The 13,180-nt window shown below is 69.2% G+C and carries 12 protein-coding genes; 5 read left to right on the top strand and 7 right to left on the bottom strand.

Translation table 11 applies throughout. The annotated features are described in order from the left end of the window. Positions 1-67: 67 nt before the first annotated feature. Both GNX95_RS07405 and GNX95_RS07410 read right to left on the bottom strand, forming a co-directional pair. Positions 68-1,258, bottom strand: a complete 1,191-nt coding sequence (locus tag GNX95_RS07405; RefSeq protein ID WP_246281530.1) for an AAA family ATPase — start codon at positions 1,256-1,258, stop codon at positions 68-70. A gap of 321 nt (positions 1,259-1,579) precedes the next feature. After that, positions 1,580-2,773 (bottom strand): C40 family peptidase, encoded by a 1,194-nt coding sequence (locus tag GNX95_RS07410; RefSeq protein ID WP_163506369.1) that lies wholly within the window; start codon positions 2,771-2,773, stop codon positions 1,580-1,582. Between the two features lie 258 nt (positions 2,774-3,031). Between GNX95_RS07410 and GNX95_RS07415 the strand changes: the two genes are divergently transcribed. Together GNX95_RS07415 and GNX95_RS07420 are read left to right on the top strand one after the other, a co-directional pair. Then, positions 3,032-3,406: a thioesterase family protein gene (locus tag GNX95_RS07415; RefSeq protein WP_163506370.1), complete on the top strand. Its 375-nt coding sequence runs from the start codon at positions 3,032-3,034 to the stop codon at positions 3,404-3,406. Next, entirely contained in the window at positions 3,406-4,212 is an 807-nt protein-coding gene (locus GNX95_RS07420; protein WP_163506371.1) for an MBL fold metallo-hydrolase, read from the top strand. The genes GNX95_RS07415 and GNX95_RS07420 overlap by 1 nt, the downstream gene beginning before the upstream one ends. On the opposite strand, the gene GNX95_RS07425 is transcribed toward GNX95_RS07420, so the two are convergent. Beyond that, on the bottom strand, positions 4,141-5,655 hold the full coding sequence (locus GNX95_RS07425; RefSeq protein WP_163506372.1) for an O-antigen ligase family protein: 1,515 nt from the start codon (positions 5,653-5,655) through the stop codon (positions 4,141-4,143). The genes GNX95_RS07420 and GNX95_RS07425 overlap by 72 nt on opposite strands. A gap of 70 nt (positions 5,656-5,725) precedes the next feature. Further along, a complete protein-coding gene (locus GNX95_RS07430; RefSeq protein WP_187369607.1) occupies positions 5,726-7,147 on the bottom strand; it encodes an MDR family MFS transporter in 1,422 nt (473 codons plus the stop codon). A 64-nt stretch (positions 7,148-7,211) separates the two neighbouring features. Here GNX95_RS07430 and GNX95_RS07435 point away from each other — a divergent pair, with 64 nt between their 5' ends. Continuing rightward, positions 7,212-7,811 carry a TetR/AcrR family transcriptional regulator gene (locus tag GNX95_RS07435; RefSeq protein ID WP_163506373.1) on the top strand — a complete coding sequence of 200 codons (600 nt, stop codon included), beginning with the start codon at positions 7,212-7,214 and terminating at the stop codon, positions 7,809-7,811. Here GNX95_RS07435 and GNX95_RS07440 read toward each other — a convergent pair. From GNX95_RS07440 to GNX95_RS07450, 3 genes are all read right to left on the bottom strand, one after another. Then, complete coding sequence (locus tag GNX95_RS07440; RefSeq protein ID WP_163506374.1) at positions 7,783-8,637, bottom strand: SAM-dependent methyltransferase; 855 nt, start codon at positions 8,635-8,637, stop codon at positions 7,783-7,785. The two genes, GNX95_RS07435 and GNX95_RS07440, sit on opposite strands and share 29 nt — an antisense overlap. Before the next feature lie 143 nt (positions 8,638-8,780). After that, positions 8,781-10,667, bottom strand: coding sequence for a primary-amine oxidase (locus GNX95_RS07445; RefSeq protein WP_163506375.1), 1,887 nt, complete (start codon positions 10,665-10,667; stop codon positions 8,781-8,783). A gap of 13 nt (positions 10,668-10,680) precedes the next feature. Beyond that, positions 10,681-10,836, bottom strand: coding sequence for a hypothetical protein (locus GNX95_RS07450; protein ID WP_163506376.1), 156 nt, complete (start codon positions 10,834-10,836; stop codon positions 10,681-10,683). Positions 10,837-11,014: 178 nt separating this feature from the next. Here GNX95_RS07450 and GNX95_RS07455 point away from each other — a divergent pair, with 178 nt between their 5' ends. Together GNX95_RS07455 and GNX95_RS07460 are read left to right on the top strand one after the other, a co-directional pair. Then, a complete protein-coding gene (locus GNX95_RS07455; RefSeq protein WP_163506377.1) occupies positions 11,015-12,433 on the top strand; it encodes an APC family permease in 1,419 nt (472 codons plus the stop codon). Then, a complete protein-coding gene (locus tag GNX95_RS07460; RefSeq protein WP_163506378.1) occupies positions 12,430-13,176 on the top strand; it encodes an IclR family transcriptional regulator in 747 nt (248 codons plus the stop codon). Before GNX95_RS07455 ends, GNX95_RS07460 begins: the two co-directional genes overlap by 4 nt. Positions 13,177-13,180 lie beyond the last annotated feature (4 nt).

Raw genomic sequence — 13,180 nt, forward strand, 5'->3', positions numbered from 1 at the left:
CGCGGCGGGCCGCCACCGAGGCCGCGTTCCGGATCGCCAGGTGGTGGCTCGACGGACCGAAGTCGTCTCACGCCGGCCGCTCACCGCTGGCCGGCGGCTCCCAGGCGGAGCTCTTGTTCAGCGAGGTGCTCGCTGGCAGGGTCGTCGTCTCGTTCGTTGGCGGCGCCGGCACCGGCGGCACCGCTCGCGTGCTGGTCGGCGACGGCCGGGGTGCGGCGGCCGGCAGCGTCGGCGGAGTCGGCCGGCGCGGCGCGGCGCTCTGCCGAGGGGCCACCGTCGGCAGCGGCACGCTGGCCAGCACGCGCTCGACGACGTACTCGGACGGCACGCCGTCGGCGAGCGCGTCGTAGGACATGACCAGCCGGTGGCGCAGGATGTCCGGCGCCACGTCCTGCAGGTCCTGCGGCAGCGCGTAGTCGCGGCCGCGCATCAATGCCAGCGCTCGGGTGGCCGCGACCAGGCCGAGTGAGGCGCGCGGACTGGCACCGTAGGAGATCAGGCTGGCGATCTCGGCGAGGCCGTGCTCAGCCGGCGACCGGGTCGCCAGCACCAGCCGTACGGCGTAGTCGACCAGTGCGTTGTGCACGAACACGTCGTCAGCGGCGGCCTGCAGCCGCATCAGCGTCTCCGGATCGATGATCTGCTGAGGCACCGGCGGCCGTACGCCCATCCGGTAGACGATCTCGCGCTCCTCGATGTCGGTCGGATAGCCGACGACGATCTTCATCAGGAACCGGTCGCGCTGCGCCTCCGGCAGCGGATAGACGCCTTCCTGCTCGATCGGGTTCTGGGTGGCCAGCGTGAGGAACGGCTTGGGCAGGTCGTACGTCTTGCCGCCGATCGAGACCTGCTTCTCGGCCATCACCTCCAGCAGCGCCGACTGCACCTTGGCCGGCGCGCGGTTGATCTCGTCGGCCAGCAGGAAGTTGGCGAACACCGGTCCGAGCTCGACGTCGAAGGCCTCGCTGGACGCTTTGTAGATGCGCGTACCGAGGATGTCGGCCGGCACCAGGTCGGGGGTGAACTGGATCCGGGTGAAGCTGCCGCCGACCACCCTGGCCAGCGTCTCGACCGCCAGCGTCTTCGCCACGCCAGGCACGCCCTCGAGCAGGCAGTGGCCGCGGGACAGCAGGCAGACCAGCATCCGCTCGACCATCCGGTCCTGTCCGACGATCACCTTCTTGATCTCGAACAGCACGCGCTCAAGTTCGGTCGCGTCCTGTGCTGGCGTGTGCTGGCCAGCCGCCTGCTCCGTCACCGTCGGGCCCTCCAGAGAAGATGCGTACCGCTCGATCGTGCGGTCCGGCGTCAAGCCTGACACGTCCGCGCCGCCCGCGCCGGTGCCGGGGGTGGGCCGGCCGGCATCCTTAGCCGGCCTTCATCCACTTCTTAGCGCGCGTACGCGACCACGACCGGATGTCCGACTGTCACCTTGTTGACCTGCTGGCTCGGTTCAGCAGGTCAACAAGGTGACAACCGGACCCGCAAAAGGCGTGTCCGGTTGTCACCTTGGAAAGCATCGCCGCAGGTCAGACGCCACCTGACGACGCAATCGGATTCCGATTGCGTCGTCGGTGGCTCAGAGCAGGCGTGCGGCGCCGAAGTAGCCGGACCAGTACATCGATCTCTTGTGCACCGGGATGCCGAAGTCGGCGGCCTCGATGATCTTGCCGTTGCCGGCCCAGATCGCCACATGGTGGATCGAGGTCCAGCTCGACCCGTACGACCAGAAGACCAGGTCACCCGGCCGCAGTTGGCTGCGTGAGATCGGCCGGCCCTCCGCGTACTGCAGGTGTGCCGAGTGCGGCAGGTAGATGCCGACCTTCTTGTACGCCCACAGGACCAGGCCCGAGCAGTCGAAACCGACCGACGGGCTGGCCGCGGCCCACACGTACGGCTTGCCAAGCTGCGTCAGCGCCGCCCGTACGATCGTCGACCCGGAGCCTCCGCCGGTGTAGCCACCGCCACCACCGCCGCTGCTCGGCGGGTCGTCATCGTCGTCGTTGGCCGCCGCCCGGGCGGCCGCCGCACGCGCGTCTGCCGCGGCACGTGCCTGTCGCAGCAGTCCGGCCGTACGCTGCGCGGACACCAGCCGCTGGTTGAGCACCGCCTGCTGCGCCTGGATCGTGGTCGTCAGCTTCTGTCGCGCGGTGATCGCCGCGATGGCCGCGTTCTTCGCCGCGGAGGCACGCGAGGCGGCCGCCTGCGTCGCCTTCAGCGCGATGGTCGCCGCGTTGGCCAGCTCTTTCTGCTTGCCCTGCGCCTGCTGCAGCCGCGCGAGCGAGCCGGCCTGGTCGCCGCTGACGATGTCCAGCATCGCCAGCTCGTGGCCGTAGTTCGCCGGGTTGCCGCCGGTCATCAGCATCGCCGCGGTGTTGGCCCCGCCGGTCATGTACGTGGCGGCGACCAGGTGGTCCATCTGGCTGCGCTGGCTTGCGACCGCGGCCTGCACGGTCTTGAGCGCCCGGGTGGCGTTGTTGTAGCCGGTCTGCGCCTGGCCCTGCAGGTAGACGGCGGTGTTGTACGCCTCGATGGCCACCTCGGTCTGCACCTGCGCGGCGGACAGTGCCGCCTGCGACGCCGCCAGCTGGCCGTTGATGATGCCGACAAGCTTGGACGCCGCGGCCACCTGCTGCCTGCTGGCGGCCAGCTGCTGGTCGGTCGGGTTGGGCGGCGTCGGAGCCGCGGCCGCCATCGACGGAGCCAGCAGGAACCCCACCACAAGAGATGCCCCAAGTGCACCAGCGAGCACTCGGTTACCCTTCTCCCTCATCGACACCTCCAGTCACAGTGGTGACAGGAGATCACACTCCAGAGAAAAGCGACAGCTTAAGTCCTAAATTAGATCGTTTGTCCGATTGTTTTTCGGCGTGTCGCGGCGTGTCGTGCCGGGTCGATGTGCTAGGCGAATCGCGGCCGCGACGGCCGTACGCAGGACGAATCGGATAAACGAATCGCCGCTCGACGTGCTGTTGCCAACGCTTGGCGGGTCGCCTGGCAACTGTCGGACAACTCAGTAGGCTGTGGCCTCATGGGTCCATACGTCGGCCTGTCCGGCCAGCAGAGCATCGTCGTCAGTGACGACGACAGCGCGCTGACCACCGGTTCCGGTGACGTGCCGACCCTGGCCACGCCGCGCGTCGTCGCGCTCGCCGAGGCGGCCGCCATCGCCGCGCTGGACGGCCACCTGGAGGAGGGCCAGACCTCAGTCGGCACGCAGGTGTCGCTGCGCCACCGCGCGCCGTCGCCGGTGGGCCGCCGAGTCGAGGCGATCGCCGCGCTGACCGAGGTCGACGGTCACACGCTGCGCTTCACCGTGACCGTACGAGACGGCGACCGGACCGTCGCCGAAGGCCTGATCGAGCGGGTCATCGTCGACCGTGACTGGTTCCTCAAGCGGGCCTGATGCTGGTCGAGATCGCCGAAGGCGTGCACGTCTGGCGCGAGCCGGTGCTCGACGTGAATGCCACCGTGGTCGTCGGCTCGACAAAGTGTCTGGTGGTGGACACTCTGTCCAGTGTCGCTCAGGCGACCCGCCTGGCCACCGCGGTACGCGCCGTCACCGATCGGCCGATCGAGCTGGTCAACACGCATGTGCACTTCGACCACTGGTACGGCAACGCCGCCTTCGGCGCCGAGCGCATCTGGAGCCAGCGCCAGTGGGACATCGACGCGCAGCCGATCGCCGCGGCGATCGGCGACTACGGCGACGCCGGCCCCGGCTTCGCCGACGAGCTGGCCGCCGTCGATCCGGTGCCGCCCACCCATTCGGTCGAGGTCGAGGAGTCGGTCGACCTCGGCGGACGTACGGCCGTGCTGGCCCACCTCGGCCGCGGCCACACCGACCACGACCTCGTCGTGGTCGTGCCGGACGCGCACGTCGCGGTCTGCGGCGACCTGGTCGAGCAAGGTGCGCCGCCGTCCTTCGGCGACGCGTATCCGCTGGACTGGCCGGCGACACTGGCCGCGCTCGCCGGCCGGCTCACCGACGCCGGCGGCTCCTGGCAGCTGGTGCCGGGCCACGGCGCGGTCGTCGACCAGGAGTTCCTGCACCGCCAGCACGGCGAGCTGGCTAGCCTGGAGTGGCTGTGTCGCGACGGCTACGGCGACGGCCGCGACCCGCTCGAGCTGGCGCAGCGGTCACCGTTCGGACCGGAGCACTCCTTGGTCGCCATCCGGCGCGCGTACGCCGACCTCGACGGTCGTGCGTGACGTCGGCTGAGACAGGGTCCACGCCCAGCCGAGCACGGTGAACAGCAGCACCGGAAACAGCTGGTCCTCCAGCGACGGCGACAACCACGCGATCAGCAGCGCCGCCGCCACCAACGCGGCCGGACAGATCCGCGCGACCGGATCGCGCGAGCGTACGGTCGGCGCCGCCACGAAGAACATCCAGACCAGATACGCCAGCAGACCGAGCACGCCGGTCTCCATCACCAGGTGCAGCCAGAAGGAGTCCACCTGCTCCGGATGCGAGGTCCACGGCGGAAAGTCCGGATGCCGCAGGTCCGGCTTGTCGCTGGTCAGGGTGGCATACCAGTACGGGTCGGACTGGAAGGCGACGGCGCCGCCGAACTGGCCGACGCCATAGCCGAGCACCGGCCGGTGCACCAACAGGCCGAGGCCCTGTTTCCAGAACAGCACGCGGATCTCGTACTTCTCCGCGCTCGGCTGTCCCGGCGCGGCAGCGGCCGTCTTCATGCCACGGACGGCCGCGAAGACGCCACCGATCCGGCCGCCGAAGGTGGTCTGGTTCTGCGGGATCAGCAGCTGCATGCCGGCGAACCCGATGATCAGCGCCATCGCGACCGCGACCGGCTTGACCGTCGTACGCAGCTGCCGTCGGCGCAGGACCATCACCACGGCCGCGCCGACCGCGAAGCCGAGCGCCGACTCGCGGGACTGCGTGGTCGACATGCCGAGCGCGAGGAAGCCGAACAGCAGCCACAGCTTCCAGGACACCTTCGGCCTGGTGACAAACCAGCACAGCAGCGCCAGCTCGACGACCATCAGGAAGTGGCCGAGATGGTTGGGGTGGTTGAAAAACGCCTGCGCGCGACCCAACCCGGCCCAGGTCAGCTCGGTCCAGCCGAGCGCGACGACCGCCGGCTCTCCGAGCACGAACTGGACGATCGCCACCGCCGCGGCCAGCACGGCGACCGGTCCGACCGTCCACAGCACCGGCCTGACCGGCACGTCCCGCAACGCACGCCAGGCGAAAAACACGATGACGCCGCGGAAATACACGAACAGCGCCTGGCCGATGATGGTGGCCGACGAGCCGCCGAGCAGGCCGGCGGCCACCATCACCACGCCGACGACGGCCAGCGCGATCTCGGCTCTGGTCGTGAACTCACGCCAGCTCCGGTCGACCGCCACCTTCGCCAGCGTGCCGCCGAGGATGGCCAGGAACAGCACACTCTTGAGCGTCTTCGGCCAGCCGGCGAGGATCCAGGTCGAGTGGCCGCGGGCATCCACCGGACCCGGATGGCCGAAGACCTGCTGGACCCAGCCTTCCAGGAGCACGTCGATCAGCAGAGCGAGCAGAAGCGCGATCAGCGCCACGCGTAACACGCGTGACGCTGTGTGGGCTTTGCTTCCGCTATGTTCCTCGGCGTCCGCAACCACCGTCGCCATCCGTACGCGCTGCTGCATACCCCTCCGTTCTCACCGCCCTCCCACCTTGACGATTACCGAAGGCGGCGAGGTTTCGGGGAGATGAATATTAACCCGATTTGTCGGTGTTGCCTGCGCCACACTCCCGTTCGTACGTGGCAGGTTTGGGCCGTCCAGGGAAGAAAATCGCCGGAACCAAAGCCACCACCGAGAGCCCGACGACCCACCAGAACGTCCACGCGTACGCGTTCACCGGTGCGACCTGGCTGAGCTGCGCCTGCAGCACAACGGCGAGCAGCGCCGTGCCAAGCGATCCGCCGATCCGGTTCAGGACGTTGATCGCACTCGACGCACGGGACGCCTGGCGCTTCTCCACCGAGGAGTACGCGGCGGCCATGTTCGGCCCCATCACGGCCCCGATCCCCAGGCCGCGGACCAGCAGCGACACGGTCAGCAGCCAACCGGCGGCGGCCGGCTGCGCGAACGCGACCGTGCCGACCACGGCCAGTGCGATGCCGCTGGCGACGACGGCTCGCGGACCGTACCGGTCGGTCAGCCGGCCGGCCACGAACGCGCCGACCGCCGCGCCGACGGCCTGCGGTGTCACCAGCAGGCCGGCTTCGAGCACGCTCGCGTGCGCCACCTGTTGGAAGAACAGCGGCACCAACACCATCGAGCTGTAGAGCGACGCTCCGAGCAGCACGGACATCGCCGTCGCCGCACTGAACCCGCGACGCGCGAACAGCCGTACGTCGATGAGCGGCACGCCGCGCGTACGCATGGCATGTCCGACGTACGCGACGACCAGGGCCAGTCCTCCGCCGGCGAGCCACCAGCCGATCGGCGACCCCTCACCGACCACGGTGAAGCCGTACACGGCCGCGGCCAGGCCCGGCGACAGCAACGCGAGGCCACGCCAGTCCAGCGGCGCACCCGTCATGGCCGTCTCCGCCGGCAGCAACCGAGCCGCGATCGGCAGCGTGAGCAGGCAGATCGGTACGTTCACGAAGAAGATCCACCGCCAGCTCAGCTGATCGACGAGCAGGCCGCCGACGACTGGTCCGACCGCCGGGCCGAAGGTGACCGGGATGGTCAGCAGGCTCATCAGCCGGCCGATCCGGTGTGGGCCGGCGGCTCTGGCCAGCAGCGCCTGGCCGACCGGGTTCATCAGGCCGCCGCCGATCGCCTGCAACACACGAAAGCCGATCAGCGCCGGCAGCGACCACGCGACGCCACACAGCGCGGAGCCGGCCATGAAGATCGCCACGGCCGAGATCCACACGGTCTTCGCACCGAACCGGTCACTCAGCCAGCCGGCCGCCGGGATCACCAACGCCATCGCCAGCAGATAGCCGGCCGAGACCCACTGCACCGAGCTCACGTCCGTGTGGAAGGAGCTGGTCAGCGAGTCGGTGGCCACGCCGACGCCGGTCGCGTCCAGGCTGGCCAGGATCGGCGCGGCCACCAGTACGGCGCCGATCCGCAGCAGCTGCGGATCCAGTCGCTCGGTTCTCGTTCCAGTAACAAGCATGAGCATAAAATTAGGTCGGACCTAACAATGTGTCAACCCCATATTTGGCGTTAGACTGGCGAGCGTGAGCGAAGAGGGGTTGCGAGAGCTCAAGAAGCGGCAGACGCGCGACACCATCAGCGCGGCGGCGACCGAGCTGTTCCTGGAGCGCGGATACGACAACGTGACCATCGCCGACATCGCGGCGGCAGCGCAGGTGGCCAAGATGACCGTCACCAACTACTTCCCGCGCAAGGAGGACCTGCTCCTCGACCAGTACGAGGAGCTCATCGACGCGGTCGTCGCGCCGGTGCGTGCGCGCAAACCCGACGAGTCACTGGTCGACGCGTCCCGACGCGCGTACCTGCAACGCCTGGACCGCCGCGACGCCACGCTCGGCATCAGCGGGCCGAGGTGGGTCGCGACGCTCTTCGGCAGCGCGGGCCTGCGCTCGCGGCTGCGCGAGATCTACGAACAGGCCGAGCAGGCCGTCGCCGCCGAGCTCGGCGATCCACCGGACATCCGCGACCGGCTGGTCGCCGCACAGCTCACCGCCGCGCACCGCCTGCTGCTGGACGTCGCGTTGCGTGCCAGCCTGGCCGAGCAGCCGCCGGACCAGATCCTCGCCGAGTTGCGCCGCCAGGCCAACGAGGTTTTTACCGCGCTGGAACCAATCGCGCGGTAACGAACTGCGGCGCGCCGGCGCCGGACTCGGCGAACATCGGCGACGGCGCGCGGCCGTAGTCGGCGCCGAGCCGGATCGGATCGTCGATCCGCGCATCCCAGCCATGCTGGCCGAGCCAGCGGTCCGCGGCCATTCCGACGCCGCCTTTCCAGAGCTCGCGGAACCACTCCGTCACCTGCGGCTCGACCTCGTCCAGCTCCGGCACCTGGCCCGGCTCGGCATCCAGATATTCCACCGACAGCTGACTTTCCGGCGCCGACAGCTCGGTGATGCCGGCGATCAGCCGGTCGTTGTCGGCCACGCTCAGATAGGGCAGCAGGCCTTCGGCGAGCCACGCCGTCGGCGTACCGGGATCAAACCCCGCGGCGCGCAACGCGGCCGGCCAGTCCTCGCGAAGATCGGTCGGCACGACAACGCGTTCGCACCGCGGCCGCACGCCGGCGCGCTCGACGATCTGCTCCTTGAACCGCAGCGCCTGCGGCATGTCCAGCTCGAAAACGCGCACATCGGCCGGCCAGTCCAACCGGAACGCGCGCGCGTCGAACCCGGCCGCGACCAGCACGGCCTGCCGGCAGCCGGCCGCCAACAGATAGTCGTCGAAGTATTTGGTGCGTACGCTCACGTAGTCGCCCATCAGCTCCCGCATGAGCTGCCACAGGTCCGCTTCGCCTTGCCCTGCGGCGAAAGGCGCGTGCTCGCCGCCGGCCGCGATGACAGCCGCGGCCAGCGGGTCGTGGAAAAGCGGATCCGGCCGGTCGTCCTCGGCCGCGCGCGCCATCGCCACCCCGAGCGCCGTCCAGCTGACATCCGCCATTTCCACGGCCATCGGAGCCTCGCTTTGTCCGGAAAAGTTGGTATGGCTAACAGATCCACCCTAACTACCGGTTTGCGGCGATGGCAATGTGATCAATCAGCTGTTGCGGACAAAGCGAAACCCCCTACAAAAGCAGGGGGTTTCGGCTTCGTTGCTCAGTGGCAGTGGCTGCCGGTGCTCGGCGGCACGTCGAGGGTCGGGTTGCGGTCGAAGAAGCCGACCGGCTTCAGCGTGAAGCCGGCGTAGTCGACCGGCATGACCGGCCAGTCCTCCGGTCGCGGCAGATGGGTGAGGCCGAAGGTGTGCCACAGCACCACATCCGCGCCGTCAACGGACCGGTCCGCCGCCGTCCAGGTCGGCAGGCCGGCGCCGCCGGCGTGCTGGTTGACGAAGTCGCCGGCCGAATAGCGCTCCGCCGGGTCGTACGCGGTCACCCAGAGATGCCTGGTCGCGAACGCCGCTCGCTGGTGGATCGACGACGACTCGTCGGCCAGCAAGGTCGGCAGGCCCTCGGAATAGAGCGCATAGCCGACCGGCCGGCCGAACCGGTTGGTCACCTCCGGGTTGACGATGTGCCAGGTCCGCGCCTTGCTCCTGTCGCCGAGCCGCTGCGCGTCGGACTCGCGGGCCAGCCGCGTACGCGCCTCGGTGAAGGCGTTGCCGTACGGGTTGTCGGCGCCCACCGGCACCGCCACCACGTCGACCTCGTCGACCGCGTTGGTCAGGCCGTCCACCATCATGTCCAGCCGCGCCGAGAAAAGGTGCTGGTGGAACGGCGCGCCCAGACCCGGCGCGACCTCGGTGGCGTACGCGTGCCCGTCGCCGGGATAGGCGGACGTGAACGGCACGCCGGTCGCCTTGGCCTCGCACTGGATGGTGCCGTCGAGGTAGAGATACCAGTAAAAACCGTAGTCGTAGTTGCCGACCGTGGTGAAGAACGAGATCACCATCCGGCGCTGGCGGCGAGTTTCCTTGGCGCCGGTGAAAAGATCGGTGTGCTTCCACAGCACGCCGAAATCCTCCTCGTGCATGCAGATCGCGTTGGCCAGCGTCTGCGGCTCACCGAAGTCGTCGGCGATCACCGCGTCCTCGTAATGAATCTCGCCGAGACAGTCACAGCCGAGCTCGAGCGCGTTGGCGTAGCGGCCAAACATGTATTCGCCGGCGTCGAAGTAGTTTTGCCAGAACCGCACCGGCGACGGGTCCGCGTACGGCACCACCATCTCGGCGATCGAGGCGCGATAGACCACCGGCCGGCCGTCGAAGGAGATCTGGTGCAGCGTCAGGCCTTCACGTTCGTTGAAGCCAAAACGCAGCCGCCACTTCTCCCACTCGACGACGTCGCCGTCGACGCTGAAGCTGGGGCCGTCCGGCTGCGTGATCTCGATCGGCTTGAGGGTCGTACGCCGCGGACCGACCTGCTCCGGATCGTCGTAGTTGCCTGGCTCGGCCGGCACCGGGTGCACCTGGTGGTCGATCACCTGCGTGACGACCCGCCTGGTCATGTCGACGTAGGCGGAGAGGCCGTCCACCGGATGCGCCCAGGGGTGGTCTTTTTCGTGCTCCTGATGGAAACCGATGGTCCGCAGCAGCCGCCGGCCGGGCTCGTCGGGGATGTCGAACACGCCGGCCGACAGCGGCACGGCGCGTACCGTCGACGGCTCCAGGCCGCGCTTGGCCAGCGCGTCGACCCAGCGCTGATCGGCCGCCACGATCTCCTCGACGATCTCGAACTCGCTGTCGATGATCGGCAGCTGGCCGGTCTTCTCGGTGTCCAGCAGCGTCTCGCTGTCCACAGTGGACCGGGTCACCGAGACGACGACGTCACGCGACTCGCCGGTGGCCAGGTTGAGCAGCAGCACGCGGAACCGCCGGTCCACCGCTCCGCCGTCGTAGGCCAGCACCTCGGCCTTGGCCGGCTCCTCCGGACCGCAGAACGCATAGCGTACGGTCTCGCCGAGCAGACCGGCCTCGGTCAGCACGGCCTTCACCTGGCGGATCTCGCCCTCGGTCACCCGGTCGAGCGGATGGCTCACCGTCATCTCATGCTCCCCTTCACGCCGTTTTGGCCAGACTAGGCTTTTGGATGTCGGCACGGAACAGTTCCCGGCGGACACCGAAGCCGAAGAACGCCAGCGGCACCAAACCGAGCGCGGTGGCCAGAATCGGCGACCCGCCAGTGAGGGTGCCGAAGTAGGGGATCGTCAGCAAAACCGCGCAGCCCCGAGCGAGCCAGACAGCTTCAGGGTGGCCGCTGGCCGTACGAGCGGTCAAACTCCGGAGCCGGCTGCCGGGAAGTTGGCAAGTGGCATTCTCATAACCCGGGAATCTTCCGCTGTCCCGAGTCCGACGCGCTACCTTCTTTCCGCACGAAACGGAAGGAACGCCAGTGGTGGACCTGCAACTGCGCCGCCAGTCTCCGGTGGCCGGCCTGGACCGGCGGCGGCTCGGTCCGGCACAGGTGATCGCGCAGTCGGTGTCGGCGGTCGCGCCGTCGGCGGCGATGGCGACCAGTCCGGCGATCGCGGCCGCGACCGCCGGCTCCGGGGTGACCTGGTCTTTCGTTGTGGCGACCGGGATCGCGCTGGTGATCGGCCGGTGCATCGGCTATTTCACCAGGCGGATGGCGGCCGCCGGCTCGCTCTACAGCCTGACCGCCAAAGGCCTCGGACCGACGGCGGCTTTCGCGTCCGGCTGCGCGCTGCTGGTCGGCTATGGCGTACTGGCCATGGGGATGCTGACCGGATGTGGCCTGTACCTCGGAGATCTGTTGTCGCGGCTGGGCATTCCGGTCAACACCGTGGTCGCGGCGACCGCCGTGCTCGTCCTTGGCGCGCTCGCGACCGCCTGTACGCTGCGCGGCGTACGACTTTCCGCGCAGGTCGTGCTGATCGTGGAGGCCATGTCGATCGCGTTGATGCTGACGATCTTCGCCATCCTGCTGGTCCGCAGCGGTCGACACCTGGACATCCGGCCATTTTCGTTGCCGCTTGGCGATCTCGGCGTGGTCGCGGCCGGCGTGCTGCCGGCTTTGGGGGCGTTGGTGGGATTCGAGGCGTCCGCGGCACTCGGCGTCGAAGCGCGCCGTCCGTATCTGACCATCCCGCGCGCGGTGCAGTGGACGGCGGCGCTCTCCGGCGTTTTGTTCGTGCTCGCCTCGTACACGCAGGTCGTCGGGCTCGGTCGCGGCCTGGCCAACCAGGGCAGCCCGATGACCGAGCTGATCCGGTCGCCGTGGCTGTCGGTCGCTCTCGACTTCGGCATCGCGGCGTCGTTTTTCGCGTGTACGCTGGCAACGCTGACCGCGCTGTCGCGCGTACTCTTCTCCATGGGCCGCGACGAGATCGCGCCACGCTGGTTCGGCGCGACGCATCCGCGGCACCGTACGCCGCATCTCGCCATTTTCGTGGCGGTGCCGGTCGTCACCGCGGTTCCCTTTGTTTTCCTGGTTTTCGGGGCTGGTGGACCGATGTTGCTGTTGAGTTTCGTCAATGTCGCGGTGACCGGCTATCTCGTGTCGTATTTACTGATCTGCGCGTCCGCGCCGGTGTTCTTACGGCGTATCGGCGAGCTGACCGTCGGCCCGGTGCTCGCCGCCGCTGTGGTCGGACCGGTGCTTTTGGCGGTGTTGGTGGCATTCCTGGTCACCGCCTGGCGCGGACCGTACCCGTACGTCTTCGGACTCCTGTCGGCCGCCGGTCTGCTCTGGCATGGCTGGCTGCGCTGGCGGCGGCCGGCCGTCATCGCCGGCATTGGCGTCTATGACGAGACGTCGGCCGAAGACGTGCTCGGCGGTGCGTCCCGATGACCGACCCGAGTCCGCTGCCTGGCCGGCAGCCGCGCGCCATCCGCAACGCGTTGGCAATCCTGGAAGAAGTGGTCGCCGCCGGTCCCGGCGTGACCGCCAAGGAGATCTCCGCCGCGCTCAAGTTGCCGCCGGCGACGACCTACCGGCTGCTGAACCTGTTGGTGGGCGAGGAATACCTGGTCCGGCTGCCGGACCTGCGCGGCTTCGCCCTGGGACGGCGCGCCGCTCGGCTCTCACTGCCGCTCAGCACGCGTCCGCCGGCCGCCGCACGCGCGATTGTCGAGCATCTGCGCGGAAACGTACGGTGGGGTGTGCACCTGGCGTCGTTTTCCTCCGGCCGCCTGGTGCTGATCGACGCCGACCGCGACCACCCGCCGACCGACGAGGCCGTGCTGGCGCGCTATCCGTACGCGTGCGCGCTCGGCAAGCTGCTGCTGGCCGAGCAGCCGGACTGGCGCGCGATGGTCCGCGAGCTGCGCGGCTTCACCAACCACACCGTCGTCGGACGCGCCGAGCTCGACACCAACCTCCGCGAGGTGGCCTCGACCGGCGTCGCGCGGCAGTGCGGCGAGCTGCGCACCGACCGCGGCTGCCTGGCCGTACCCATCCGCGACCATGACACCGGCGCCCTCGTCGCCGGCCTCGCCGTCAGCGGTCCCCCGGACCGCATCGCCGAACCGAACACCGAGATGGTCGCGCTCCTGCGCAAACACGCCAACCGCCTCGCGCCACTTCTTTCGTGACCGC

It is taken from the genome of Fodinicola acaciae (assembly GCF_010993745.1).
Lineage (GTDB): Bacteria > Actinomycetota > Actinomycetes > Mycobacteriales > HKI-0501 > Fodinicola > Fodinicola acaciae.